Below are 24,511 nucleotides of genomic sequence, written 5' to 3'. Positions count from 1 at the left end.
CATGACTAGATTGTACCGTTCCACCCGAGACAAGATGTTCACAGGGTTGATCGGCGGTATATCCGATCATTTCGGAGTCGAATCTACCCTACTTAGAATCATATTTGTAGTCAGTATCTTTTTCACAGGCGGTACAACGCTGTTGATCTATCTGATTGCATCCCTTGTAGTACCTAAGGAGCCGTACTATCACGATCCGTATGGTCCACAGGGAAGACATGGTGGCGGATACCGTTACAACGATCATCCGGGCCCGGGACCAGGCTACAACAGCTATAACGATGCTTATGGACGTCAAGGCTATCCTAATGAGCATGGAAGTTTTGGCCCCAAATATGACCGTCCCAATGGCACAAGAAACAACGCGTCTGCGGATTCCGATCTGGATGCGATGATGAAGGATATTGAGAGAAAAGCAATGCAAAAAGAAATCGAAGAATTGAAGAAAAAACTTTCGAACTATGAGAAGGGAGATAAATAACATGGGAGTATTTAAAAGAATTAAGGATATGACGAAAGCATCGGTGAATGAACTGCTGGATAAAGTAGAGGATCCAATCGTAATGTTGAACCAGTACCTGCGCGACATGGAGGCAGAAATTCATGAAGCAGAGGTAACAGTAGCGAAGCAAATGGCTAACGAGCGTCGTATGAAGCAGCGCGTCGATGAGGCTGTGAAGATGGCGGCACAACGTGAAGCTCAAGCTGAATTGGCTCTTAAAAATGGTCAAGAAGAAGTGGCTCGCAAGCTGCTTGAAGAAAAAATCTATTTCGATCAAAAAGAAACCGAGTACGTGGAATTGCACCTGCAATCCGAGGCTCAAGCGAAAGAACTTGTAGCTCAGCTGCATGAAATGAAAGACGAGTTCTACAAAATGCGCAACAAGCGCAATGAGCTTGTAGCTCGCGCTCAAATGGCTAAAGCGAAGAAGCAAATGTCTCAAGTGAGCAGCCTGCATACGATCGAAAGCGGTAGTGCTTCGATGGGCTTCCACCGCATGGAGGAAAAAATCATGCAACTGGAAGCAGAAGCTGATGTGCTTCGCGCCCCATACCGTCCTAACAATGCAGTATACACAAGCCCAGTGGATGCTGAGAAGCAATTGAAAGTTGATGAGCAGCTGCAAGCTTTGAAAAACAAAATGGGGAATTCTTCGAAGTCCGAGTAATTCCTTAACAAGTCAGCAAAATAAGATTAAACCGTATTCGAACACCATGTTCATATGATATGCTATACGAATGAGATTGTCGTATAGTACAGGCAAAGCCATACAGTGGAGAACGTCTCACTGCTATGGCTTTTCCGAGCTTATATCTTGGTCATCAAGGAGGTGCGACATGGACAGAAACCGCTGGATAGCAGTTGGTTTAATCAGCTTGGGTTTTATTATGCTTTTCGGCCGATGGTTTGGTTTCTTCACCATTGTCGCCCTGTTACTCATGTTCGCAGGTGTCCTTCAGATCAGACAAGGCCATTTGAAGAAGGGATACATTCTGCTCGGAGTAGGTGCCGTACTGCTGCTGCTGGAGCATCTCATGTTGATTATCGGCATCAGCTTGATATCACTAGGTATTTTTTATGGCAAGTCCAAGCGAGCCCATACCACGACAAAGTACGTTCAGAAGCAGAACTTTATGTCTAACTTTGATTGGGACCGGACTCCATGGGTGATGCGCAGTCTGAGTGTGTGGCATGTACTTGGAGAAGCGGATGTGGATCTGTCCCTGGCGCTTCCGGAGGAACGCCAAACGGTCCTTATGTTCCATGGAATGCTGGGGGATATTGATCTGATGATCCCGGACTATTATGGGGTGGAGATCGAAGCCTCGATCCTGTTTGGCTCGATTCATATGGACGACCGGAAGGAAACCGGCATATTAAACCGCGTGCGGTATATATCACCCAATTACGAGGCCAGTGAATATAAAGTGAAATTTATTGTTTCCTATTTAGGCGGAGATTTGAATATAAAAATGACATAATAAACGTATGTCTTGTGTAAACCATTCAGGAGGGTTGCCCCGTGGAAACGGAAAAGAAAGCAAATATGATTACCCGAAGTATGCGTGAGGGGACCCTTCTGGGATTGGTTGTCATGCTCGTTGTCCTATATTTATTATATACATATGGTTATCTTCAACCATTCGAGACGTGGAAGAACCGGATCGAAGCCGGCATCACTCTGGTATTGCTGCCGATCGGGCTGGGTGCGATCTATGGCTTCTTCCAGGGATACCGGGTAAAACGACGAGTTGATCTTGTAAGGGAAACACTGGTGAACTGGGAAAAAGGCAGCCTTACGGACGTGATGCCGGACATCGGCGAAGACGAAGTGGGACGGCTTGGAGAACAGCTGGTGAAGATCAGCAAACGCTGGGAGGATCAGGTTTCATCTTTGCAGCGGTTATCTACGAATAACGCCCAGCTTGCCGAGCAGGCCAGGGTAACAGCAATTGTGGAAGAGAGGCAGCGTCTGGCGCGCGAGCTTCATGATGCGGTTTCTCAGCAGCTGTTTGCCATCTCGATGACGGCAACCGCTGTGGGTAGGACATTGGATAAGGATTTTGACAAAGCGCAGCGCCAGGTGGCTCTGATTGAGGAAATGTCGGCTGTGGCCCAGTCCGAGATGAGAGCGCTTCTTCTTCATCTGCGGCCTGTTTATCTCGAAGGGAAAGCACTGGAGCAAGGGCTGAAGGATCTGATCAAGGAATTGCGGATTAAAGTACCTATGGAAATTACGTTTGAGATGGACGATGACATACATTTGCTTAAAGGGATCGAAAATCATCTGTTCCGTATTATCCAGGAGGCCATGTCGAACACCCTCAGACACTCGAAAGCGGAGAAAATGGACATCCGGATTCACCGCAGGCAGAATACTGTTCGAGTAATGCTGCGGGACGATGGGATCGGATTTGAATTGGATGACAAGAAACAGACTTCCTATGGTCTATCGACGATGCAGGAACGGGTGACGGAGATCGGGGGCTCGGTACAATTCATAACAGCACCGGGTAAAGGGACTCGAATTGAGATCGTTGTGCCACTTATAAATGATGAACGTAAACGGGGGGATGTAGATGGAAACGCCGATTAAGGTGCTGCTGGTGGATGATCATGAGATGGTCCGGATCGGTTTAGCGGCTGTGCTTGGTACAGAGGACGGCATCGAGGTGGTTGGTGAAGCGGGCAGCGGCGAGGAAGGGATACGCTTAGCGCAGGAATATCATCCTGATGTGGTGCTGATGGACTTGGTGATGGACGGAATGGATGGAATCGAGACGACGCGCCAATTGATGAATCAGTTTCCGAATCTTAAGGTCATTGTACTGACCAGCTATCTGGACGATGAGAAGATGTATCCGGTTATTGAAGCAGGTGCGTTCAGTTATTTATTGAAGACATCCCGTGCTTCTGAAGTAGCTGATGCTATACGTGCAGCCGCACGCGGGCAGTCGGTGCTGGAGTCGCAGGTTGCCTCCAAGATGATGAATCGATTCCGGCATCCGCAAAATGAAGCTCCGGCGCATAACGACCTTACGGACCGGGAAATGGAAGTGCTGCGACTGGTGGCGCAGGGCAAGTCGAATCAGGATATTGCTGATGATTTGATTATAGGCATCAAAACCGTGAAATTTCATGTAACGAATATTTTAGGCAAGCTGGGGGTAGAGGATCGGACCCAAGCTGCCATCTACGCTTATAAAAATGGGCTGGCTGAGTAAGGAAGGCCAGCTCTTTTTTTATGCGACGAGCGTGACATAATCAGATCCAACATGCTAGGCGTGGTACAAAACAGTCCATGATGCTGCTTGTGGTATGACATATCCATGTAAACACTGAGAGATCAGGCTTAAAGACTCCCGGATCGGGAGTCTTTTATTTATGAACAGGGAAGCCGGAAGAAGAATGTTTTAAAAAAAGCGAGGTATAAATCCGCGGAGATGAGGCCATCCTTTTTACTAGATTGATAGATTCGAACGGGGAGGCGTGACTGACCATGCGGAAAATGCGTTTACAGATCATTGTGATGATGTTGTTGCTGTGCGGGGCAGCAGGTATGATGGCGGGTTTTGCAGGAACAACGGAAAGCAATCGAAATGAATCAGCTCCGCATACGAGAGAAGCGTCAACTTCAGCTTCAGGTGGAACGGGAGAAAAAGATATCGATGGAACAACTGGAGCCGGGGTAGCTGCAGAAAGCGATCTAACGCTTCTGACAGCGCTCGGGCAAGAACATATGGAGCCTTCGGCAATGCTCACGGTAAAAATTCAAGGAGAAATGATAAATTCTGTTCCTAAGGATCAAGCTAAGACAGCAGCTGAGCACCTGGCTCGTACAATGGGGCTCTCCGGAATTACGACGTCCCAGCTTCAAGGAAATGAAGTGTTTCAAGCAGAAGGCTTGCTCTCAGGTGTATCCGTGCATCTGGATTGGGCCCTCACAAAGGAGGGCCATAGTTATATCAGAGCCATGCTTGTTGGAGAAGCGGCTGGGCAGACACGGGAAATGATGGCCCTACAGCAGCAGATTCAAGAAATGATGAAGCAAGCCGGCATACCGAACACATGGAATGCGTCCATTCAAGGGTATGCAACGGAGACCGCAAGCGTTGATAGGACAATGGCTCAAGTAGAAGAGGCCATAGCCCAAAAAATCTTACTTCGCTCCGTTGAAGATTATGCAGATGACAAAACACAAAGCCGTTCTTATGAGGTTCCTTCACTTGGTGCTTTTGTGATGAGTGGCGACACGCCGATTCATATGCAGATCGCAGTGCATGAAGATTCGATGAAGAAAAGTAGTAGAATAACGATCGGATTTCCCGTCATTACAATAGAATATTGAAAATGATTTCTGAAACTCCGATGAAAAAATACGGAATGAGATAGCATACTTGAAATGAATATGCTAAAATGTCATCACATCGAGTTATGTGCCGATGCATAAAAATACACTATAATTCATAGAAAGAATGAGGAGCCATGGCTGAAAATCAAAATCTAGATACAATGAAGACACCGGGAGCTGTATTTTTCATCTTTGGAGCGACTGGTGATTTGGCAAGACGTAAGTTGTTTCCGGCGATCTACAGTCTTTATCGTGAAGGAAAACTGGATGAGGATTTTGCGGTAATCGGCGTGGCGCGGCGTCCGCGCACACAGGAAGAGTTTCGTGAGGACGTGTATCGTTCGATTCAGGAATTCTGCCGATACAGTTCGGAACAGGATAGTGAATGGAATGCATTTGCACAGCATTTTGAATATAAATCTTTAGATATTAACAATATTGACGGTTTCCGTGAGCTTCGTGAACAAACGGAGCAATTGGAAACGAAATTTAATATACCGGGTAATCGCTTGTTTTATCTGGCGCTTGCACCGGAGTTGTTCGGCAGCGTATCGTTTAACCTGATGAAGGGCGGTATGCTCGACGGAGAAGGCTGGAACCGTCTTGTGATCGAGAAGCCATTCGGCTACGATCTGGAATCGGCTGCCAAGCTGAACGAAGAAATCCGTAAAGTATTCAAGGAAGAAGAGGTCTACCGGATTGACCATTATCTTGGTAAAGAAATGGTACAGAACATCGAAGTTATGCGTTTTGCGAATGCTTTCTTTGAGCCGCTGTGGAACAACAAGCATATCGCCAACATCCAAATCACGCTTGGCGAGACGGTTGGTGTCGAGGAGCGCGGCGGATACTATGATCATGCCGGTGCACTAAGGGACATGGGCCAAAACCATATGCTGCAGCTGCTAACCATGATTGCGATGGAACCGCCTAGCCGTCTGCTCGCAGAGGATATCCGCGACGAGAAGGTAAAAGTGCTTCGTTCCTTGCGTCCGTATGCCACACATGAAGAAGTGAAGAACAACGTAGTTCGTGGTCAGTATACAAGCGGTTCAGCGGGCGGTAAAGATCTGCCGGCTTACCGTGAAGAGGACAAGGTTAATCCGGAATCCAATACGGAAACCTATTTTGCGGCCAGAGTATTCGTGGACAACTTCCGCTGGGCGGGTGTACCGTTCTATATCCGCACGGGCAAACGTCTGCCGGTTAAGACAACCGAGGTGGTTGTTGAGTTCAAACGGATGCCAACGAACGTATATTTGGGCCAAAAGCATTCCCTGGAGCCTAACCTGCTTGTCATCCGCGTGAATCCGATGGAAGGCATTTACGTGAAGATAAATGCGAAAAAGCCAGGATCAGAATCCGAGATCGCTCCTGTAGCGATGGACTTCTGCCAAAGCTGCATCGTGGGCATTAACTCTCCTGAAGCGTATGAGCGTCTACTGCATGACGCTGCTCGTGGAGATTCCACATACTTTACACGCTGGGACGAAGTGGCCTCCGCATGGTCCTTCGTGGATCGTATCGCCAGCGCATGGAGAGAGAACCAGGGCGAGCTGGAATCGTATCCTGCGGGCTCGTGGGGACCTGACAAGGCAGATGAGCTGTTGAAGGAAGACGGATTCCACTGGTGGCCGGTTAACGGTCAGCTCGAGGATAATGTGGTGTGGTTGAAAAACTAAGATCATTTTCTAAAATTTACGTATTAAAAATCATCCTCATGCGCACGGCGCATGGGGATGATTTGCGTATGAATTGTGGTACAATGATATACATGACTTTAGTTACGAAGGGATAAGTGAAATGGCAAAGCTAATAGATGAACTGCAGCAGGAAGTGGATAAGCGCCGTACGTTCGCGATTATTTCCCACCCTGACGCCGGTAAAACAACACTGACCGAGAAGCTGCTCTTGTTCGGGGGCGCCATTCGTCTGGCTGGATCGGTTAAAGCTCGTAAAGCGAGCAAGCATGCAACGAGTGACTGGATGGAGATCGAGAAGCAGCGGGGAATCTCGGTTACCTCGTCTGTTATGCAATTTGATTATTTAGGGCATCGAATTAATATATTGGATACGCCGGGTCACCAAGACTTCAGTGAGGATACCTATCGTACGCTGACAGCTGCTGATAGCGCCGTCATGTTAATTGACGTAGCCAAAGGGGTCGAGGCTCAAACGATTAAATTATTCCAGGTGTGTGCGAAGCGGGGCATTCCAATCTTTACCTTTATCAACAAACTCGACCGCGAAGGGCGCAGCCCGTTTGATCTGATGGAGGAGCTTGAACAGGTTCTCGGCATCCGCTCCGTACCGATGAATTGGCCGATCGGCTCCGGGCGTGACCTGTGCGGCGTGTACGACCGGGTTAAGAATCAAGTTGAATTGTTCCAGGGCGACGACCATTCCACGATTAAAGTACAGAAGGTCGAGGGCTATGAGGATCCGATCATTCGCGAGATGGCAGGCGATTACCTGCATGATCAGTTATGTCAAGACCTCGAGCTGCTGGATGTTGCCGGAGACCAATTTGATCTGGAGAAAGTTATGCAGGGTCAGTTAACACCTGTATTCTTCGGAAGTGCGATCAATAATTTCGGCGTCCAGACCTTCCTGGAGAACTTTCTTCAGCTTGCACCGAAACCGGAGCCGCGCCATAGTAAGGACGGTTTGGTGGAACCCACTGAAGAGAAGTTCTCCGGATACGTATTTAAGATTCAAGCCAATATGAATCCGGCTCACCGGGATCGTATCGCTTTCCTGCGAATCGTATCGGGCAAGTTCGAACGCGGTATGAGCGTGAAGCATGTTCGGGTAGGCAAGGAAATCAAGCTGGCGCAGCCGCAGCAGTTTTTGGCCCAGGATCGAGATATTGTGCAGGAGGCATACCCTGGCGATATTATCGGTCTGTTTGACCCGGGCATTTTCCGGATTGGGGACTCGCTCAGTCAAGGACGTGAAGTTGTATTCGATGAGCTTCCAACGTTCTCACCAGAAATCTTTGCCAAAGTAACGGTGAAGAATGCGCTGAAGCATAAGCAGTATCAGAAGGGGATTGATCAGCTGACGGAAGAGGGTACCATTCAGGTATTCCGTACCGTGAGTTTCGATGAGACCATTCTCGGGGTTGTCGGACAGCTCCAGTTCGAAGTCTTCGAGTACCGGATGAAGGGAGAATACGGCGTCGATGTCATGCTTCAACGGATGCCGTATCAGTTCGCTCGCTGGATCGTGGATGACAATCTTGATCCGTCCAAGTTCCGGATTAACTCAACACTGGTCAAGGACAAGAAGGATAACTATGTTGTCTTGTTCGAAAATGAGTATGCGATGAGAACGGCCATCGACAAGAATCCAACCGCTCAGTTTCTTGAGACTGCTCCGTAAGTGATGTTATAAATATACAATGTAAAGAACAATCCCCCAGCTTTCACAGCTTAGGGGATTGTTCTTTTTGTTGACTATGGGATTATCCTTGAAGTTTGCCAGGCGTAACGGTTTTCAAATGATCATGCAGGGAAGAGACAAGGCTGTTCTGCTGGGAAGCATTCATGTCTTTCCACATCATTTCAAACATTACACCGAGTCCCGGCAGGGCAGCTTCAGGCCCGTCAACGGAACCCTCGATCATGGAGCGCAGCTCTTCTTCGTCCTGATTGTGGACTTTATGAATGACAGCCTGCCTTAGATCTAACAATATGGACATGGATATGTTCCTCCTTGTTATGAAAGGGTCATTGTGTAATGTACCCGTTCCAGGGCAGTTACATTCAAGTATTCGGGACAGTATGATATACTATTATCATTATGATTATGGATGACCTAGGCTCGTGGGGGGATATATAAATGGCTAAGAAGCAGTACGCAGTAATCGGTATGGGGCGTTTTGGCACGAGTGTTGCCAAGGAATTGAGCAGCATGGGATTTGATGTATTAGCCGTAGACGCGAGCGAACAGCGCATTCAGGAAATCGCGAGTATGGTCACGCATGCCGTATCGGCGGATTCGACCGATGAAGAAGCGCTTCGGGCGCTGGGCATACGGAATTTTGATGTGGTTGTCGTGGCGATCGGGGAGGATATTCAATCCAGCATTTTGACTACGCTGATCTTGAAGGATCTTGGCGTTCCGGCCATTATCGTGAAAGCGAAGAATGAACTGCACGGAAAAGTGCTGAACAAAATCGGTGCAGATAAGGTGATTTTCCCTGAGCGGGATATGGGGCTTCGGGTTGCCCATCATCTGGTGTCACCGAATATTTTGGATTACATCGATTTGTCAGACGACTACAGCATTATGGAGATGCTTGCTACAGGAGATCTGGTCGGTCACAATCTGATAGAGCTGGATATTCGGGCACGGTTCGGCTGCAATGTCATGGCGATTCGAAGTGATGCGGACATGAACATTTCGCCAAGTCCGGATGACCGGATTGAGGAAGGCGATATTCTCGTTATTGTGGGGCATAAGAATGACTTAACGAAGCTGGAGCTTGCTTATCCGAAGTAATACTGTCCATTTGCGGTATGCTGGGTTGAGCTGGACTCGGTTTTGTATATAAGTAAAGAACGGATGGATTACATGGAGATACTATCGCCGCAGAATGCCAGAGTGAAGGGCTGGGCACAGCTGCAGGAGAAAAAACATCGAGACAAGCAGAACAAGTATGTGGTGGAAGGCATTCATCTCGTACAGGAAGCACTGTCATCCGGAGCGGACATCGAGTGCGTTGCTTATGATGTGGAGAAGGGGATTCCCCAAGAACTCCGTCATATATCGGATACAGGACAAGGCGCCGAATGGATTGGCGTATCCCATGCCGTCATCTCGAAGGTCAGTGATACGCCGTCACCGCAGCAGGTGTTTGCCGTGGTTCGCAAAGAAGCACGTCAATGGCAGGATCTGATCCTGCGCGAGAACGGTTTGGTTGTCGTTCTGGACGGTCTTCAGGACCCGGGGAACGTGGGAACCATCATACGAAGCGCAGATGCCGTAGGGGCTGCAGGCGTGGTTCTGGGACGCGGCTGTGCGGATTTGTATAACCCCAAGACCCTGCGCTCTACCATGGGATCCCTGTTTCATCTACCTGTGCTGGAGGGTGATCTGCTGAGCATTTTGCCGGAAGCCAGGGAACGGGGAGCTCGATTGGTCACAACCATGCTGGAAGGGAATCGCTCCTGCTTCGAGTATGATTTCCAAGGGACAAGCTGGATCGTGATCGGAAGCGAAGGGCGCGGTGTCTCACCTGAGGTTGCGGAACTTGTGGACGATGCGATCCGGATTCCCATGCCGGGGAAAGCCGAATCGTTGAATGCGGCTATGGCTGCTTCGGTATTGATGTATGAGGCTTTACGGCAAAGAGAGTACGCCGGTCAATAATGACCGGAGCGGTTCGACAAGGCTGGAAGTGATTAGAAAGCAATTGCTAATCATATCCGGCTTTTTTTATTTAAGAGATAAGAAAGCGTAAGCTTCAGAGGCTTACCCTTCTTATCTCGCAAGAAAAACAAATGCGGTCTGTCTTCTATGCAAGTACGTCGATGACGTTTTTCTTATTTTTGATAAGGATGGTAATAATAACAGAGTGTTCGAAAGGAGTAAACCCATGTACGAGCAAAAAACAAAAGAAACGGATCACAGCGTGGTGGAGTTTATAGAGCAAGTGGATTCGCCAAAAAAACGGGAGGATGCTTATCGTTTGCTGGAGGTCTTTGAGGAGACGAGCGGTTTTCCGGCTAAGATGTGGGGACCCAGCATCATCGGCTTTGGCTCCTACCATTACCGCTACGCTACCGGGCATGAAGGAGATGCGCCGTTTGTAGGTTTTTCGCCGCGCAAAGCAAAAATCAGCCTGTATTTTGCGCCGGGCGATGAGCGGCGGGGGGAGCTGTTGACGAGTTTCGGTAAACATACGGCGGGAAAAGGCTGCGTGTATATTAATAAAGTGGCGGACATTGATATGGAGGTCCTAAAGCAGTTGATTCGGGAATCGATCGCCTTCTTGAACAAGACCTACCCGGCTCAGACCTAGCGAGTTCAAAGTCATGAGATGTTGGCAAGATGCCTGGTTTGCCTGGCTTCAAGGGGAGCTGGACCTAGGTGTGCTGAATGGGTATAAGGTGAATATTGGTATTTGACGTAAAACCATTTGGTGTCCTATAATGCAATAAGGGAAACCAAATGGTTTCATAATTTTAAACATAAGCGAGGTTAATGTGATATGGATAACACATCAAACGGCAAGCTGCTGGATATTCGTCATACGCTTGTGCTGAAAGCACCCATCGAGAAGGTGTGGAAAGCCGTGGCAACGGCTGAAGGAATTTCGGCTTGGTTCATGCCCAACAATTTTGAACCAGTGGAAGGATTTGAGTTTCAATTGAATGCAGGCCCATGGGGAAATTCTCCTTGCAAGGTCACGCTTATTGACAAGCCTAACCGTTTGTCTTTTAACTGGGGCAAGGATTGGAGCGTTACGTTCGAACTGGTACAGCAGGGAGATCATACGGAATTCACGCTCATACACGGCGGTTGGACAGCGGATCAAGTGACCGAGTTCGAGGAAGCTCACGATATCGTACGGGGCCGTATGGACAAAGGCTGGGCAGGCATTGTTCAGAAGCTTGCGGGATACGTCGAGGCCTAATCTATGTCGCAAGCTGCTCCGAAGCATGATGTTTATCAAGCGATCGCAGATCCGACACGCCGTAAGCTGCTTGGCTTGTTAAGTGATAAGGAAATGCCGGTTAAAGAAATTACAGGGCACTTCTCCATGACGCGGACCGCTGTCTCCAAGCATCTCCGAATTCTGGAGGAAGCGGGACTTGTGCAGGACCGCAAGGTTGGACGCGAAACCCGCTATCGGCTGGATGTTGAACCGCTTCAGGAATTAAAAGATTGGCTGGCTTATTTCGACCGCTTCTGGGAGAATAAACTGTCGATGCTGAAATATTATGTGGAAGATCAAGAAGACCATCCAAAGAACGACCAGTAGATTCTTGATTCAGTCTTTCTTGAAAATGAGTATCTATAAGGAAGAAGAGTGAGGATAAGCCAACCTTGCTCTTCTTTTTTGCCGTTTGTCCGCATACCCTCTATACAGGATAGCTTGCCATGGTAAAGATGCTCCTCTGGGAGTAAATAGGGGGGACCAAGCATGAGACGAAAGAGATGGGGAAGCAGACGTTTATCTTTTCCGTCCCTATCATGGCCCAAACCAAGGAGAGCTTATAAACCACCGCGCAGAGGTTTCCGGACCGTACCGCAGAGCCGAGGGCGTCCTCAGGTTGCCAAACGACGCAGCGTGAAAAAATGGTGGCTGATCGGTGCTCTGCTCCTTGTGTTTGGGATCGTTGAGTTTTTTATGTATATTGAACAGAATCTGCGGCCGCCGATCATGCATTTAGCCCAAATAAGGGTCAAACAGATTGCCACTGAAGCGATTAATAAAGCGATCACCTCTCAGGTGACGCAGGGCAAGGATTTTGATAATCTGGTCAATTGGAAAACGGATAGCTCCGGCAAAGTGACGGGATTCATGCTGAATTATGCCGAGCATTTAAAAATCACGTCCCATACAACGGAGGTTGTTCAGAGCACATTGGACGATATCCATAAGCGCAAGGAGCATATTCCGCTTGGTCAGGTGTTAAAAAGCCCGATCATCGCGTCATTCGGTCCGCAAATTCCATTAAAGATCGAGCCGCAGGGAGCGGTGAAGGTTCAACTGGACACCAGGCAGCAGGGTGCAGGCATCAACATGATTCTGGTGGAGGTATTCGTCCACATTGTAACGGAAGTAGCGGTTGTTGTTCCTTTTGACATGGAGCCGCAGATTGTGGAAACCGATATTCCCATCTCTTATCTGCTCGTGGTCGGCGATGTGCCGATGTATTATTATGACGGGCAAGGAAAGGCCGTCGGTGAGAACAAGGCAAGTGCGCCGAGCATAGCGATACCGCCGCCCGTTACGAATGAGAACAGCCATAATACGGAGCAGGAAATCCCGCCTGCAACAACGCCGGATCATCCTCCAGATGGAACAACGCCGCCTCTGGAACCTTCACCTGGCGCAGCGGATTTATCCGGACAAACGGGGGGAAACAACACCGGAGGCTAAGAGCGCTGTCTAATTCCATTTTGGCGCCAGCGTATGGAAGCCTGCACCATGATTCAGTTGGCCAGTTATGTATGTCCTTACGGAGAAAACGCGCCCCTGGGTTGAACTCAGGAGCGCGTTTTTTTCGAGCGTTTTTCTTCCATTTCCCAGTGTTTCAGCAGCGGGTAAGGATCGAATGCCCATTCGGTCAATCCGGTATCCCGGTAGATGCCGTAATGGAGGTGTGGAGGGAATTTGCCCTGGGTTCCCGGCTTGCCATAGCCGGAGCTGCCAACCCAGCCGAGGGTTTGACCCGGCGTAACGACATCCCCGAGCGAGATCCCTTTGTCAAAGCCTTGCAGATGGGCGTAATAGTGATAATGATTGTTCAAATCACGGATGCCGATGCGCCACCCGCCATATTTATTCCAGCCTTTAATTTCGACAACGCCGTAACACGTACTCCGGACAGGGACTCCATAATTGGCAAACAAGTCCGTGCCTTCATGAACTCTTCTTCCTCCCCAGTTGCGGCCCATTCCAAATGTGCTTCGGTATGAGTAGTTGCTTTTGACCGGGAGAGGAAATGCATGGTCAAACAAGTCCAGCTTTCCAAAGGTTTCATACAATTTGGCGTATTGCATGACGCGCTGTACGGCCCGCGTGTTCTGGTAGTATGACCAGAGCCCGATGCTGAAATCATCAGCAGCATGCCCGTAGGGTGAGAGTCTTGCCGCAACGGTATATAGCAGGTCGATATCATTATTCCGGTCTGCCTTGCCATCCCCATCTCCATCCAGCCCGATGCCGGAAAATACGCTGATCGACGTCGGATTTACATCTTCCTGATTGGGATTTAACGCCCCGGCCCATCTTGTGGAGGGGATGAAGATGGCGAGCGTCCGGTCCGAATGCTTGCGATCCTTGGGGTGGACTCTAGTTAGTGTCCGCTCATACTGGTCAATGGCAGCCAGGCGATACCAAGGAATTTGGGTAACGGTGGAAATCTCATCGTATAACGACTTCCGGTCTGCGAAAATGGCGCTAGCATTCGTTGTTTTTACCGTATCGTCAGTTATGCTGACCGCAATAGAGGTGGATGCGGACACAGGCCCGCACATGCAGCAGGCAGCTGTCAAGGCAGCCACAGCTGCAGCAGTGCAGCGAATCATGATGCCGCTTGCGCTCAATGGTTTAAAAATCCTCAATGTGTCCTTCTCCTCCTTTTGGATTGTCATAATTAAGGACGGACAGTCATGCCTATACTGTAGGGTGAAACGAAACAAGGATTTTTATCCATGCCGCAACTAGATTAATCTCATATCGATGCGAAACAAGTAATGTGATGGTTTTCATGATATAATATGGGACAGCAAACGATGGGGTATGTCTTGAGTTACATCAATAAATTCGAAAGAAGGTTTTTTCTTTGTCTAAAACCAAACAGCCAAAACCTGACTGGATTCGAATCAAGCTGACTACTGGCGATAATTATAAAGAAATCAAAAGCATGATGCGATCCAAGACACTGCACACGGTGTGTGAAGAGGCTCGCTGTCCGAATATTTATGAATGTTGGGCTAATCGTACGGCAACCTTTATGATTCTGGGTGATATTTGTACTCGCGCCTGCCGATTCTGCGCTGTCAATACGGGACTTCCAACGGAACTGGATCTTCAGGAGCCGGAACGCGTAGCGGAAGCGGCGGAACAGATGAACCTGCGTCACTGCGTAGTAACAAGTGTGGCACGGGATGATCTGAAAGATGGCGGAGCCTACATATTCGCTGAAACGGTTAAAGCCATTCGCAGACGTCTGCCGCTATGCTCGGTGGAAGTGCTGATTCCAGATTTTATGGGAAGCGAAGAAGCACTTAAGATCGTGATGGATGTGAAACCGGACATCCTGAACCATAACATTGAGACGGTGGAGCGAATGTCCGATCGGGTTCGCGCCAAAGCCAAGTACACCCGTTCATTGCAATTGCTGCAGAATGCCAAGGCCATGCAGCCTGATATTCCGACCAAGTCCAGCATTATGCTGGGTGTCGGCGAACAATGGCATGAAATTCTGGAAGCGATGGATGACCTGCGTTCGGTGGGTTGCGATATCATGACAATCGGCCAATATTTGCAGCCTTCGCCGAAGCATCTGAATGTGGAAAAATACTATACGCCGGAAGAGTTTGCGATCTTGAAGGAAGAGGGAATGAAGCGCGGATTCAGCCACGTGGAGTCCGGCCCTCTGGTGCGCAGCTCCTATCATGCACACGAGCAAGTGAAATCTGCAGAACGCAACAAGGAAGAGACCGTGCAGTCTTAACCTTTGGAAAGGCAGGGGAAGCTTTCAATGATCGTTATCGGAAACAAGAGTTATGAAGTGTTAAAGGACCATCGAAACGGCTGGAATCTGGAAGCTTTCCGGGAGCGGTACAGCGAGGTGCTGGACCGTTATGACTACATCGTGGGAGATTGGGGTTACAATCAGCTTCGGCTTAAAGGTTTCTATCGGGATAATCATCCTAAGGCTGCCAAGGATTCTACCTTCTCCAGCATGTCTGATTACATTAACGAATACTGCAATTTTGGCTGTGCTCACTTCGTGCTTCAGAAAACCAAGGAGCAGAAGGATGGCAAAGAGCAATCCAATTCCAAAGAGCCTGTGGAGATTCGTGAATTCCCCCCCAAGGAAACCAAGGGTGAGGGGGAAGCGAAGGGAAGTAAGGAAACCCTGCAGGAGGATCCTAAACCAGACAAAGAGCACAAGGACCAACGCGAGCGGCGCGAAGCAAAGGAATCCGGACGCGAGCCACGTGATCTTAAGGATGCTAAGGAGTCCAAAGAGAAGGAAGCAAAGCCTTCCAAGGAGCCTAATCCTCCAGCTGAACAGCCACAATAAAAAAGAACGGTCACCAGTAAGTCAGGTGGCCGTTCTTCTTTTTTAGCCAAGAAATGCATCACGGACACGATTCCAGAACGGGAACGGCCGATAGCGTGCAAAACTGACCTGCTGTTCCGCCACTTGACAGCGTACGGATACGAGGTCGTCAATCGAGATATTCACATGATCGATAGTAAGCAGCAAACGCTGTTCTTTACGCGAGAATATATCACAATGATGATGCTTAGGCAGAAGCAGCGGTGAGCCCAGCGTACGGAAAATCCGATTGTTAATCGAGGCGATTTCCGCGATCTGCAGAGCATCGATGGAAGGATGAACCATCGCTCCGCCGACACTTTTGTTATAGGCCGTGCTTCCGGACGGCGTGGACACGCAGATCCCGTCTCCTCGGAACATCTCAAAGGTTACATCGTTAATGTCAATCTGCGCGACAACGGTACCGTCAACGCCTTTAAGCGTAAATTCGTTTAAGGCAATGTAAGAGGACGTTCCTGATTTTTTATGAATTTCCAGTTGAACCAGGGGGTACTTGACGAGGCGCGGCTTCACGTTGCCGTGTTCGCCTTCTCCGCTCATATGATCAATCAGCTCTGTCAGTTCATCGGCCTTCCAATCAGCATAGAATCCCAAGTGGCCCGTGTGGACACCGACAAAAGCGAGGTCAGGAATACGGTCAATAAAAGTATGGAAAGCATGCAGCATTGTACCATCTCCGCCGATTGAGACCACAATTTCCGGAGATTCTGCATCCAGCACAAACCCCCGCTGTTCCGCCAGCTTGTGAAATTGCTGGGTCAGCTCGACAGACAATGGGTCACCGCGGTCCAGAACATAATATCTCAAGTTGATAAGCTCCTTTGTAAGGTTATATAAAGATGATAATCAATCTTGGAGAAGAACACAATGTTCACCTTGGGAATTTGCGGATTTTCTGCTGCAGTCCTCGAATGATCTGAATAAACAACGCAACCGCAATCAGGAAACCGAGCAGGATGCAGAAAGCCGCCATAATATGGGTATACCCGTTTAGGGCGGAATCCGAAACAGCCGGCAGCGCCATGGTCGGTATCGAAGATCCCATGACACTTCTCCACAGCAGTAATACAGCGGTCGCGGCAATCACACCATGTATCAATCTGGCAATGACAAAAGGGAAGTATCTAAGGTTGGTAGAGTTCAGGATGCTGATGATCTGGGCATGAACGGACAAGCCGCCCCATGACAATATAAAGGCAGCCGCGGCCACTTTGTATGGCAATGGAATTGCCGCCCCCGCTTCGCCGGCATATCGAGCACCGAGTGTGACCTCAAACAATCCTCCTACGATGGCTGTGGATAAGGATTCAGGCATCCCAACTAGAGATAACAGCAAACTGATGACTTCAGTTAGCGCTGGCATGGCGCCGGCCTGGGTCCAGAGCTCAAGAAATACGGAGAAGAAAACGACGAGCCCGCCGACAACGATAATGAGCTGAAGCGATGAATGTATCGCTTGTCTTAACAAGGTGCCGAGGTCTCGGCCATCCTGCTCACGTGCCGCGTGCATGGCATGCAGGGCGGCCTTTAGTCTGCTTGTCTTAGCCTGGGACAGGTGGAGTGAATCGGTTGCTCTATTGGATTCATGCCTGCCATGAAATCTCATAATCAAGCCCACGAGGAAACCTCCACCATAATGGGACAAGGCAAGGATCAAACCAATCTTGGGGTCGTGAAAGAACCCGATAGAGACCGCTCCAATTAGAAATATAGGGTCAGAAGAGGTAGTGAAAGCAACAAGCCGCTCACCTTCCTCCCGGTTTACCATTTTTTGTTCCCATAGCTTGGCGGTTAATTTGGCACCGACCGGGTATCCTGAAACATATCCCATCGCTGCCACGAATCCTCCTGCGCCCGGAATACGAAACAACGGCCTCATCATAGGGTCCAGGAGCGTGCCAATCAGGTGCACTACGCCAAACCCCAGCAGCACCTCTGAAATAACAAAGAACGGGAATAGGGAAGGGAATAGCACGTCCCACCATATCGACAGGCCGCGGAGTGCGGATTGAAGCGCAGCTTCGGGAAATAAAGCCATTAGGACAATTACGCTGAGCAGTGCCGTCACAAGCAAGAGCCAGCCCATTTTTTTCATGGTCATAATAAGGAATACGCCCCCTGGCATCGATGTGAATGATAGAAATATAGGTCCGTTATTAAAAATCTATGCAGGATATAGGACAAACAGTATAAAAAAACATGAGAAAGCGGTTACATTTATGCTTTATTTTCGGGGATATTGTGCTATAATAAAAAACATCAAAGCACATCTTTCGTATTATGTTTGGATGGAGTGATGATCATGAGCATAGTCGCAGGTATCCTAGTATGCGCCTTCGTTTATGTTATACGTGCTTCTCTCGTCCAGAGTGAAGAGGACTGGCGCAGTTATTAATAAGTTCTAAAAGGTGCTAACCATGGCTTAGCGCCTTTTTTTGTTGTTTTTTGGTATAATGGATAGGTACATCCAATCGAAAGCGAATCATATAACAGATGGGAGAATTAGCGGATATGGATCCGAACTTAAGCATCTATGATAACCTCGGGGGTGCCGAGGGTGTACGTTCGCTCGTCGAAGCTTTTTATCCGAGAGTGCAGCAAAATGAGCTGCTTTCGCCATTGTTTCCGGAAGACATTATGCCGGTGATGGAGAAACAATATATGTTCTTGAGCCAGTTTTTTGGAGGGCCAGCCTTGTTCTCGGAAGCATTCGGACATCCGATGATGCGGGCCAGGCACATGAAATTCCCGATTACGGATCGCCATGCCGAAGAATGGCTTGGCTGCATGGCAGGAGCCCTAATCGAAATTGGCGTGGAGGATGAATTACGTGATTTTGTGCTGCAGCGTCTGTCCGGTCCCGCCCACCATTTCGTGAATACTCCTTAGTGCCATATACCTACATCTAAACAGGAATTAGACACGAATGAAGGGATGGCGAATGGCGTGAAATTGGAACCCTTGTATTCCATCAAGGTGATTTGTGCGCACTGTGAGCATGAATATGTAACGTCCAGGGTGAGACCCAGCTTTAAAAAGGCATACCGTACAGATACGGATTTTTGCGCTTACTATAAATCGGAGAATCCCGATTTTTACGTGGTGCGGATCTGTCCTGAATGCGGTTTTGCCTCCACGGAAAACTCGACCCTGAAATTGAACGAACGGCAGAAGGCGCTCTTTTATGAGCAAGTCGGACGCCGCTGGGAGAAGAGGGATATGAGCGGCTCGCGCAATCTGGAGGATGCTCTGGAGTCGTACAAGCTGGCTCTCCTCTGTGCGCAAGTGATCGGGGAGCGGGATCGTATTGTGGCCAGCCTGCTGCATCATATCGCTTGGCTGTACCGTTATCAGGGCAACGAGGATCAAGAGAAGCGGTTCTTGAGTTATAGCCTGGAATCCTATGTCCGAGTGTTTGAGCTGGAAGGGGTAGGGGCGAATGATGCTAGGCTGCTGTATCTGATCGGGGAGATCCACAGAAGGCTGGGACAGTTTCAGGAGGCGGTTCAATGGTTCTCCAGAGTGGTCCAGGATGACAAGATTATGGATGCCGCGATGATACGCGCATCCAGAGAGCAGTGGAAGCTGATATCCGAGCAGATTCGGGAGCAGAAGAACACGGCACTTCAGGCAGAGTCCTAATGCAAATAGCCCGCTGAAGGGTGGGTCAGCAGGCTATTTGGATAAACACGAATAGGCTGAACTCATGCTCTACGGTGAAGTCAGCGTAATCGCTGATCCGTGAGCAAGTAGTCGATGTCGCTGTCCAGCACGGTTACTTTGTTGTGGCAGCAGGGGAAGATCAGCAGCTTCTTTTTCCCTTCCCTTACGCTTATCAGTTCCTTGGGTTTCATCGGCAGCAATACATTGTCGGTTCCGCAGAATGGGCAGCTGTGTACATACACGTCGTTTCCAACGACATCATAAGGCCAAGTATTGGAAAAAGGAATCATGAGTTCTCCGATGATGGGGACTCATCATCTTGTTTCGCTGCTTTCGCTTCCTCATTCTTGGCAAGCTCGGCAATTTTCTGCATTAATATATGCTGAGGCATATGCATCAGCTGTTCCAGCGGAACGCCCAGCTGCTTGGATAGTGTAACGGCCGTCTCCGGTGATATTTGCAAAGGTCTCATGGCTTTTGGCTCCTTCAGCAGTAAATTGGTTGTAGCAGGGATAACATAAATTGAGTTATATATAGTTATACACTTTTCCCTAAGTCCACACAAATGGTATTCCGCTTGAATTCATATTTTATTTTGAAAGGTGATGAATGTTCGATGGCACTTCAACAAACTTGGGATTTGGAATCGATATTTCCCGGAGGTTCTTCCTCAACGCAGCTCGTCAGCTTTCTTGAGTCTCTTGAGCAGGATGTACATAATCTTCAGCAAGCCGTTAAAGCATTGACCGTTCCGGAAACCATGGAGGGCGCCTCCAGCCTTGAACGCTTCCTTGAGCAGTTCCAGAGCGCCTATGCCCGTATCCGTGAAGTCTCTGCATTCGTGGGTTGCCTGACCGCGCAAAATGTGAATGACAAGAAGGCCGTTCAATTATCCGGACGGGTAACGTCGTTGTCCGCGACCCTGCAATCGGTTAAGAACCAATTCGATAACATTCTTCGTGGAATGGATGACGAACTCTGGACCGCTTGGACCGGTACAGATAAGGTGTCCGAGCTTGATTTCGTATTGAACGAAAGCCGTAATCTCGCAAAGGATAAGATGAGCCCTGAGTTAGAGAGCTTAGCTCTATCGCTTGGCGTAGACGGTTATCATGGATGGGGAGAGTTCTACGATACCATCGTTAAGAAAATCCAGATTCCGTATGAGGAAGACGGTAAGACGGTCATGTTGTCCGCAGGACAGGCATTCAATAAAATGCATGATCCTCGCCGGGAAGTACGCCAATCCATGTTCGAAAAGTGGGAGCAGGCATGGGGAGACTCCGCTGATTACTGTGCGGATACCCTTAACCATTTATCCGGCTACCGCCTGAAGCTGTACGAGAATCGCGGCTGGGATGATATCTTGAAGGAGCCGCTAGCGATTGGCCGTATGAGCCGTGAGACGCTTGATACCATGTGGGCTGTTATCCAGGACACCAAGTCGGTGCTTGTGGAGTACCTAAACCGTAAAGCGAAGCTGCTTGGTCTGGAAGGCTTGTCTTGGACTGATGTAGATGCCCCGCTGCGTACTTCCGCAACCAAAATCTCATATGACGATGCCGCTGTTAACATTGTGGAGCAGTTCCGTAAGTTTAGCCCGAGATTGGCGGATTTCTCGCAAATGGCGTTTGATAAGAGCTGGATTGAGGTCGAAGATCGCGCCGGCAAGCGACCGGGTGGTTTCTGCACTTCCTTCCCGGCTAGCGGCCAGACCCGAATCTTCATGACGTTTGGCGGAACAGCCTCGAACGTTTCGACCCTGGCGCATGAACTGGGCCATGCCTACCATCAGCATCTGATGGGCGGAATTCCGGTGCTTAACCAAAAGTATGCGATGAATGTTGCCGAGACGGCATCTACTTTTGCTGAAATGATTGTTTTTGATGCCATGGTGAAGGGTGCCGGCAGCGAAGAAGAAAAGCTGGCACTGCTGGAAGAGAAAATTCAGAACAGCGTAGCTTTCTTTATGAATATTCATGCCCGTTTCTTGTTCGAAACCCGCTTCTATGACAAACGGAAGAGCGGTCTGCTCAGCAGCGAGGAAATTTCGGAATTGATGGTTGAGGCGCAGAAGGAAGCCTACTGTGATGCTCTGACATCATACCATCCGCATTTCTGGGCATCCAAGCTTCATTTCTATATCACAGGGACGCCGTTCTACAATTTCCCATATACCTTCGGTTATATGTTCAGTACCGGCCTTTATGTTCGGGCATTGGAAGAAGGTCCGACCTTTGCAGATAAATATGATGCCCTACTTCGTGACACCGGCGTGATGTCCGTGGAGAATCTGGCAAGGAAACATCTGAATGTGGATCTGACCCAGCGCGAATTCTGGCAAAGTGCAGCCGACTCTTGCGTATCCGATATTAGACAATTCTTGCAAATGACGGAACATATGGCGTGATTTGTTGATTTTCATCGGAATAACAGATAAAAGAATTTGCTAGAGGATTTTGCCTCCCAAGTACATGCAAATTCCAACCTATGAAGAAGCCCGTTTGGGCTTCTTTTTTTGTCGTAAAAGAATGAAAGTTGACGCAATAAAGGAGCTGAAAACTAAATTATTTGTGCAATTTTAGTAATAAATACCCAAATGTGTTGAATATTGTTGATACATTGATTCCTTTACCCTATAATGAGTCATAAGCCCTAGTAATAGGGAGAATTTACTAATAAAGGAGGGGAGAAGAGATGGTAAAACTAGATCAATTATCACTGGCTAGACAATTGGACATCGTTTTTAAAGAGCTGGAAGAAGAGTTGGGAGGTCTAAGTTCAGGGACAGTATTTGTACAAATACGAAACAATGTAATTGGTAAATTTGGCATACGGCATAATCCATTGGCTGGGCGTAACGGGGTCATAGCTCCACTTGAGGAGGGGCTAAGTGAAGCTCAACAACTCTCTTTTCGTACGATGGCGCTTGAAAGTCTGAAACATAAACGCCACTGGACACACGGCGAAATCAGTTATGAATTTATGGTACGACAAGGCATTGTCGTTGTAGATGCTATACTTGAATCCAACTATAACATGGCCAACTTGATGATTCGGTACCCTCGTAATACATATGCCGAAGCTGCTTCGGAATCCTGAAATCATTTATCATATAGAATATATAACGAAAGAGGCGATCTTTGGGGAGAAGATCGCCTCTTTCTAATTACGGCTGGAGGGAAGAGATGCGAATTACTGGTTCGAACGACCCGATAATTGCTGCTCAGCCAATTGTACCAGACGTTTGGTGATGTAACCTCCCAATGAACCTGTTTCACGGGAAGTATAGTTACCCATGTAACCGTCTTGAGGAAGCGTTACACCCAGTTCTTGAGCTGCTTCTACTTTCAATTGTTGAAGAGCTGCAGTTGCTTGAGGTACGACAAGATTGTTAGAAGAACGACCTTGAGCCATGTCATGTCACCTCCTTTGATGTTGTATATGGATATTATGACTGAATCCTAGGAATCTCATTCGTGCTTGAGGCAGATCATTTGGTGGTAAAATTATCCTAATCGCTGGAATGGTCGTTATCTTAGACAAACAAGAGCAGCCCTTTGATTTCAAAGGACTGCTCTTGTTGAAACATTAAGTATATGAAGATCTTATGGCTCACATGAAATGGCTTAACTACCCTGCTCTGCCTCCGGCGACGTTTTTTGGATGCTGATCTGGGTATTCAGGTTCACGGTCTGTCCCGGTTCCAGATGAATCAGGCCGGTTTCTTCGTTTGGCAGATTCAAATTGGGCGCGTTCGGAAGCCAGGTATACGGCTCGATGCAGAGGAATTCCTCTGCGACGCCTTTCGTATAGAGCACCCAGTGCTTGAAAAAGGCGCGGTCTGCCGAATAATGAATTTGGTAACCATCATCCCGTTGAAGCATGGCTTCGGCTGGTTTGCCTTCCGGGATTTTCAATATCGTATCAAGGTCGGCTTCCTTCAGGTTGAGTCCGGAATTCAGTTGTTCCAGATGGCCAAGCGGTGAAAGATCGCCGTTTGGAATCAGTTCATTATTCAAGGTATAAATGCCCTCTACAGGCAGATCCAGCGTCCAGCGATGGGGCTCACCATCGAGCAGGAACCACGTATGGTAACCCATACCGAACGGCACAGGGCTAGAACCCAGATTCGTTGCACGAAGACTCTGTGATAAGCGGGCACCCTGAAGACGAAAGGTCATTTCCAGCTTCAGCGGTACTGGGAATTGGGCGATCCATTTCGGATCATCCGATGATATGAACTCTGTCGAAACGGCGCACCCATCATCCTCTTCCTCTATGTCGCTGACACACCAAGCCTGTGATCGGTGGAGACCGTGGATATGATTGTTGTTCGCGGTATTTTGATCAAATTGATACGTTGTTCCGCCATACTCAAACTGGCCTTTGGAAATCCGGCCTGGCGGAATGAGCATCGGGATGCCGAAGTGGTAGGGCTTCTGAAGATAGAATGCAAGCTCACTTTCATCTGGCTTTCGAAGGATTTCGCGTGAGTTTTCAAGGTCTTTGATTCCAATGACATTGTTACCTAGACGAGGAAGGAGAGTCACTTCAAGACGGCCGCTGTTTAAAATATAGGTGTCGTAACCATTCCACTGGCCTTTGGTCACTTGATTCATATCGATGCTCCTTTACTAACAGAAATCATGGTCTTGACGATTAACCACATCATAACAGATTTTTGCGGAAAGGGTAAAAGAAATGCTTCAAAACATCGCACGACTTGATTCCAAAATAGAATTGACAAGGCAGAGCAAGAGTTTTATCATTGCATGTAATAGTGATCCAAAATGATTGAAACACGATGACAAGGACAAGTAAGCAGGTGCGGCCCATCCTTCAGAAAGCCGGTGGTTGATGTGAACCGGTGGATCCGCTTTGCTGAATGGACCTTTGAGTGCCAGGCTGAACAGGGATTATACTGTTATTCCTTAATATGCCGGCCGGGTGTTCTCCGTT

Annotated in this window: 28 protein-coding genes and 1 other annotated feature (1 of these 29 only partly in view); of the genes, 20 read left to right on the top strand and 8 right to left on the bottom strand. The window is 48.5% G+C overall.

What is annotated here, in order from left to right:
- Window position 1: 1 nt before the first annotated feature.
- From MHH48_RS30200 to MHH48_RS30165, 8 genes are all read left to right on the top strand, one after another.
- On the top strand, window positions 2-481 hold the full coding sequence (locus MHH48_RS30200; protein WP_076324887.1) for a PspC domain-containing protein: 480 nt from the start codon (window positions 2-4) through the stop codon (window positions 479-481).
- 1 nt (window position 482) lies between these two features.
- Entirely contained in the window at window positions 483-1,169 is a 687-nt protein-coding gene (locus MHH48_RS30195; RefSeq protein WP_076324886.1) for a PspA/IM30 family protein, read from the top strand.
- 169 nt (window positions 1,170-1,338) lie between these two features.
- Complete coding sequence (gene liaF, locus MHH48_RS30190) at window positions 1,339-1,983, top strand: cell wall-active antibiotics response protein LiaF (protein WP_076324885.1); 645 nt, start codon at window positions 1,339-1,341, stop codon at window positions 1,981-1,983.
- Window positions 1,984-2,024: 41 nt separating this feature from the next.
- Window positions 2,025-3,098 carry a sensor histidine kinase gene (locus tag MHH48_RS30185; protein WP_076324884.1) on the top strand — a complete coding sequence of 358 codons (1,074 nt, stop codon included), beginning with the start codon at window positions 2,025-2,027 and terminating at the stop codon, window positions 3,096-3,098.
- Window positions 3,082-3,726 carry a response regulator transcription factor gene (locus MHH48_RS30180; RefSeq protein ID WP_006212655.1) on the top strand — a complete coding sequence of 215 codons (645 nt, stop codon included), beginning with the start codon at window positions 3,082-3,084 and terminating at the stop codon, window positions 3,724-3,726. The genes MHH48_RS30185 and MHH48_RS30180 overlap by 17 nt, the downstream gene beginning before the upstream one ends.
- Window positions 3,727-4,001: 275 nt before the next feature.
- Window positions 4,002-4,850 carry a YwmB family TATA-box binding protein gene (locus tag MHH48_RS30175; RefSeq protein WP_076324883.1) on the top strand — a complete coding sequence of 283 codons (849 nt, stop codon included), beginning with the start codon at window positions 4,002-4,004 and terminating at the stop codon, window positions 4,848-4,850.
- 137 nt (window positions 4,851-4,987) lie between these two features.
- Window positions 4,988-6,535: a glucose-6-phosphate dehydrogenase gene (zwf, locus tag MHH48_RS30170; protein WP_076324882.1), complete on the top strand. Its 1,548-nt coding sequence runs from the start codon at window positions 4,988-4,990 to the stop codon at window positions 6,533-6,535.
- Between the two features lie 121 nt (window positions 6,536-6,656).
- A complete protein-coding gene (locus MHH48_RS30165) occupies window positions 6,657-8,237 on the top strand; it encodes a peptide chain release factor 3 (protein WP_076324881.1) in 1,581 nt (526 codons plus the stop codon).
- 82 nt (window positions 8,238-8,319) lie between these two features.
- On the opposite strand, the gene sspI is transcribed toward MHH48_RS30165, so the two are convergent.
- Window positions 8,320-8,556, bottom strand: coding sequence for a small acid-soluble spore protein SspI (gene sspI / locus MHH48_RS30160; RefSeq protein WP_076324880.1), 237 nt, complete (start codon window positions 8,554-8,556; stop codon window positions 8,320-8,322).
- Between the two features lie 140 nt (window positions 8,557-8,696).
- Here sspI and MHH48_RS30155 point away from each other — a divergent pair, with 140 nt between their 5' ends.
- The 6 genes from MHH48_RS30155 to yunB all read left to right on the top strand — a co-directional run bounded on the left by MHH48_RS30155 (window position 8,697) and on the right by yunB (window position 12,969).
- Window positions 8,697-9,359, top strand: coding sequence for a TrkA family potassium uptake protein (locus tag MHH48_RS30155; protein WP_076324879.1), 663 nt, complete (start codon window positions 8,697-8,699; stop codon window positions 9,357-9,359).
- A 72-nt stretch (window positions 9,360-9,431) separates the two neighbouring features.
- A complete protein-coding gene (locus tag MHH48_RS30150; RefSeq protein WP_076324878.1) occupies window positions 9,432-10,229 on the top strand; it encodes an RNA methyltransferase in 798 nt (265 codons plus the stop codon).
- 226 nt (window positions 10,230-10,455) lie between these two features.
- On the top strand, window positions 10,456-10,881 hold the full coding sequence (locus MHH48_RS30145; protein ID WP_076324877.1) for a DUF1801 domain-containing protein: 426 nt from the start codon (window positions 10,456-10,458) through the stop codon (window positions 10,879-10,881).
- A 189-nt stretch (window positions 10,882-11,070) separates the two neighbouring features.
- The gene (locus MHH48_RS30140; RefSeq protein WP_076324876.1) at window positions 11,071-11,496 is read left to right on the top strand and encodes an SRPBCC domain-containing protein; all 426 of its coding nucleotides are present in this window, start codon (window positions 11,071-11,073) and stop codon (window positions 11,494-11,496) included.
- Window positions 11,497-11,499: 3 nt separating this feature from the next.
- Window positions 11,500-11,844: a metalloregulator ArsR/SmtB family transcription factor gene (locus MHH48_RS30135; protein ID WP_076324875.1), complete on the top strand. Its 345-nt coding sequence runs from the start codon at window positions 11,500-11,502 to the stop codon at window positions 11,842-11,844.
- 162 nt (window positions 11,845-12,006) lie between these two features.
- A complete protein-coding gene (yunB, locus tag MHH48_RS30130) occupies window positions 12,007-12,969 on the top strand; it encodes a sporulation protein YunB (protein ID WP_076324874.1) in 963 nt (320 codons plus the stop codon).
- A gap of 107 nt (window positions 12,970-13,076) precedes the next feature.
- On the opposite strand, the gene MHH48_RS30125 is transcribed toward yunB, so the two are convergent.
- The gene (locus MHH48_RS30125; protein WP_076324873.1) at window positions 13,077-14,156 is read right to left on the bottom strand and encodes a M23 family metallopeptidase; all 1,080 of its coding nucleotides are present in this window, start codon (window positions 14,154-14,156) and stop codon (window positions 13,077-13,079) included.
- 221 nt (window positions 14,157-14,377) lie between these two features.
- Here MHH48_RS30125 and lipA point away from each other — a divergent pair, with 221 nt between their 5' ends.
- Together lipA and MHH48_RS30115 are read left to right on the top strand one after the other, a co-directional pair.
- Window positions 14,378-15,271 carry a lipoyl synthase gene (lipA, locus tag MHH48_RS30120; protein ID WP_076324872.1) on the top strand — a complete coding sequence of 298 codons (894 nt, stop codon included), beginning with the start codon at window positions 14,378-14,380 and terminating at the stop codon, window positions 15,269-15,271.
- Between the two features lie 27 nt (window positions 15,272-15,298).
- Window positions 15,299-15,847 carry a YutD family protein gene (locus MHH48_RS30115; protein WP_076324871.1) on the top strand — a complete coding sequence of 183 codons (549 nt, stop codon included), beginning with the start codon at window positions 15,299-15,301 and terminating at the stop codon, window positions 15,845-15,847.
- Window positions 15,848-15,889: 42 nt separating this feature from the next.
- On the opposite strand, the gene MHH48_RS30110 is transcribed toward MHH48_RS30115, so the two are convergent.
- Both MHH48_RS30110 and ylbJ read right to left on the bottom strand, forming a co-directional pair.
- Entirely contained in the window at window positions 15,890-16,693 is an 804-nt protein-coding gene (locus tag MHH48_RS30110; protein WP_009591431.1) for an NAD kinase, read from the bottom strand.
- A 64-nt stretch (window positions 16,694-16,757) separates the two neighbouring features.
- Window positions 16,758-17,987, bottom strand: a complete 1,230-nt coding sequence (ylbJ, locus tag MHH48_RS30105) for a sporulation integral membrane protein YlbJ (protein WP_076324870.1) — start codon at window positions 17,985-17,987, stop codon at window positions 16,758-16,760.
- A gap of 410 nt (window positions 17,988-18,397) precedes the next feature.
- On the opposite strand from ylbJ, the gene MHH48_RS30100 reads away from it, so the two are divergent.
- Both MHH48_RS30100 and MHH48_RS30095 read left to right on the top strand, forming a co-directional pair.
- Window positions 18,398-18,775 carry a globin gene (locus tag MHH48_RS30100; RefSeq protein WP_076324869.1) on the top strand — a complete coding sequence of 126 codons (378 nt, stop codon included), beginning with the start codon at window positions 18,398-18,400 and terminating at the stop codon, window positions 18,773-18,775.
- A gap of 57 nt (window positions 18,776-18,832) precedes the next feature.
- Complete coding sequence (locus tag MHH48_RS30095; protein ID WP_256720735.1) at window positions 18,833-19,528, top strand: DUF2225 domain-containing protein; 696 nt, start codon at window positions 18,833-18,835, stop codon at window positions 19,526-19,528.
- Between the two features lie 80 nt (window positions 19,529-19,608).
- On the opposite strand, the gene MHH48_RS30090 is transcribed toward MHH48_RS30095, so the two are convergent.
- Both MHH48_RS30090 and MHH48_RS30085 read right to left on the bottom strand, forming a co-directional pair.
- Window positions 19,609-19,839 (bottom strand): hypothetical protein, encoded by a 231-nt coding sequence (locus MHH48_RS30090; RefSeq protein ID WP_071222370.1) that lies wholly within the window; start codon window positions 19,837-19,839, stop codon window positions 19,609-19,611.
- Complete coding sequence (locus MHH48_RS30085; RefSeq protein ID WP_076324867.1) at window positions 19,836-20,021, bottom strand: YycC family protein; 186 nt, start codon at window positions 20,019-20,021, stop codon at window positions 19,836-19,838. The genes MHH48_RS30090 and MHH48_RS30085 overlap by 4 nt, the downstream gene beginning before the upstream one ends.
- Before the next feature lie 144 nt (window positions 20,022-20,165).
- Here MHH48_RS30085 and MHH48_RS30080 point away from each other — a divergent pair, with 144 nt between their 5' ends.
- Window positions 20,166-21,959: a M3 family oligoendopeptidase gene (locus MHH48_RS30080; protein WP_076324866.1), complete on the top strand. Its 1,794-nt coding sequence runs from the start codon at window positions 20,166-20,168 to the stop codon at window positions 21,957-21,959.
- Between the two features lie 287 nt (window positions 21,960-22,246).
- Window positions 22,247-22,651 carry an O-methyltransferase gene (locus MHH48_RS30075; RefSeq protein WP_076324865.1) on the top strand — a complete coding sequence of 135 codons (405 nt, stop codon included), beginning with the start codon at window positions 22,247-22,249 and terminating at the stop codon, window positions 22,649-22,651.
- Between the two features lie 93 nt (window positions 22,652-22,744).
- Here MHH48_RS30075 and MHH48_RS30070 read toward each other — a convergent pair whose 3' ends face one another.
- Both MHH48_RS30070 and MHH48_RS30065 read right to left on the bottom strand, forming a co-directional pair.
- A complete protein-coding gene (locus MHH48_RS30070) occupies window positions 22,745-22,966 on the bottom strand; it encodes an alpha/beta-type small acid-soluble spore protein (protein WP_076324864.1) in 222 nt (73 codons plus the stop codon).
- 212 nt (window positions 22,967-23,178) lie between these two features.
- Window positions 23,179-24,171, bottom strand: coding sequence for an aldose 1-epimerase (locus tag MHH48_RS30065; RefSeq protein WP_076324863.1), 993 nt, complete (start codon window positions 24,169-24,171; stop codon window positions 23,179-23,181).
- A gap of 176 nt (window positions 24,172-24,347) precedes the next feature.
- Window positions 24,348-24,511, top strand: a binding site (T-box leader) (it continues 79 nt past the right edge of the window).

This window comes from Paenibacillus sp. FSL F4-0100, from assembly GCF_037993005.1.
Lineage (GTDB): Bacteria > Bacillota > Bacilli > Paenibacillales > Paenibacillaceae > Paenibacillus_AQ.
This window is presented reverse-complemented; position numbering and strand designations above follow the sequence as displayed.

Coding starts and splice junctions, on each gene's coding strand:
- MHH48_RS30100 (WP_076324869.1), top strand. CDS start 18,398: ATGGATCCGAACTTAAGCATCTATGATAACCTCGGGGGTGCCGAGGGT.
- MHH48_RS30200 (WP_076324887.1), top strand. CDS start 2: ATGACTAGATTGTACCGTTCCACCCGAGACAAGATGTTCACAGGGTTG.
- MHH48_RS30075 (WP_076324865.1), top strand. CDS start 22,247: ATGGTAAAACTAGATCAATTATCACTGGCTAGACAATTGGACATCGTT.
- MHH48_RS30150 (WP_076324878.1), top strand. CDS start 9,432: ATGGAGATACTATCGCCGCAGAATGCCAGAGTGAAGGGCTGGGCACAG.
- MHH48_RS30140 (WP_076324876.1), top strand. CDS start 11,071: ATGGATAACACATCAAACGGCAAGCTGCTGGATATTCGTCATACGCTT.
- MHH48_RS30090 (WP_071222370.1), bottom strand. CDS start 19,839: ATGATTCCTTTTTCCAATACTTGGCCTTATGATGTCGTTGGAAACGAC.
- MHH48_RS30195 (WP_076324886.1), top strand. CDS start 483: ATGGGAGTATTTAAAAGAATTAAGGATATGACGAAAGCATCGGTGAAT.
- MHH48_RS30135 (WP_076324875.1), top strand. CDS start 11,500: ATGTCGCAAGCTGCTCCGAAGCATGATGTTTATCAAGCGATCGCAGAT.
- MHH48_RS30115 (WP_076324871.1), top strand. CDS start 15,299: ATGATCGTTATCGGAAACAAGAGTTATGAAGTGTTAAAGGACCATCGA.
- MHH48_RS30085 (WP_076324867.1), bottom strand. CDS start 20,021: ATGAGACCTTTGCAAATATCACCGGAGACGGCCGTTACACTATCCAAG.
- MHH48_RS30080 (WP_076324866.1), top strand. CDS start 20,166: ATGGCACTTCAACAAACTTGGGATTTGGAATCGATATTTCCCGGAGGT.
- yunB (WP_076324874.1), top strand. CDS start 12,007: ATGAGACGAAAGAGATGGGGAAGCAGACGTTTATCTTTTCCGTCCCTA.
- MHH48_RS30145 (WP_076324877.1), top strand. CDS start 10,456: ATGTACGAGCAAAAAACAAAAGAAACGGATCACAGCGTGGTGGAGTTT.
- MHH48_RS30175 (WP_076324883.1), top strand. CDS start 4,002: ATGCGGAAAATGCGTTTACAGATCATTGTGATGATGTTGTTGCTGTGC.
- MHH48_RS30165 (WP_076324881.1), top strand. CDS start 6,657: ATGGCAAAGCTAATAGATGAACTGCAGCAGGAAGTGGATAAGCGCCGT.
- MHH48_RS30065 (WP_076324863.1), bottom strand. CDS start 24,171: ATGAATCAAGTGACCAAAGGCCAGTGGAATGGTTACGACACCTATATT.
- MHH48_RS30180 (WP_006212655.1), top strand. CDS start 3,082: ATGGAAACGCCGATTAAGGTGCTGCTGGTGGATGATCATGAGATGGTC.
- ylbJ (WP_076324870.1), bottom strand. CDS start 17,987: ATGACCATGAAAAAAATGGGCTGGCTCTTGCTTGTGACGGCACTGCTC.
- zwf (WP_076324882.1), top strand. CDS start 4,988: ATGGCTGAAAATCAAAATCTAGATACAATGAAGACACCGGGAGCTGTA.
- MHH48_RS30155 (WP_076324879.1), top strand. CDS start 8,697: ATGGCTAAGAAGCAGTACGCAGTAATCGGTATGGGGCGTTTTGGCACG.
- liaF (WP_076324885.1), top strand. CDS start 1,339: ATGGACAGAAACCGCTGGATAGCAGTTGGTTTAATCAGCTTGGGTTTT.
- MHH48_RS30070 (WP_076324864.1), bottom strand. CDS start 22,966: ATGGCTCAAGGTCGTTCTTCTAACAATCTTGTCGTACCTCAAGCAACT.
- sspI (WP_076324880.1), bottom strand. CDS start 8,556: ATGTCCATATTGTTAGATCTAAGGCAGGCTGTCATTCATAAAGTCCAC.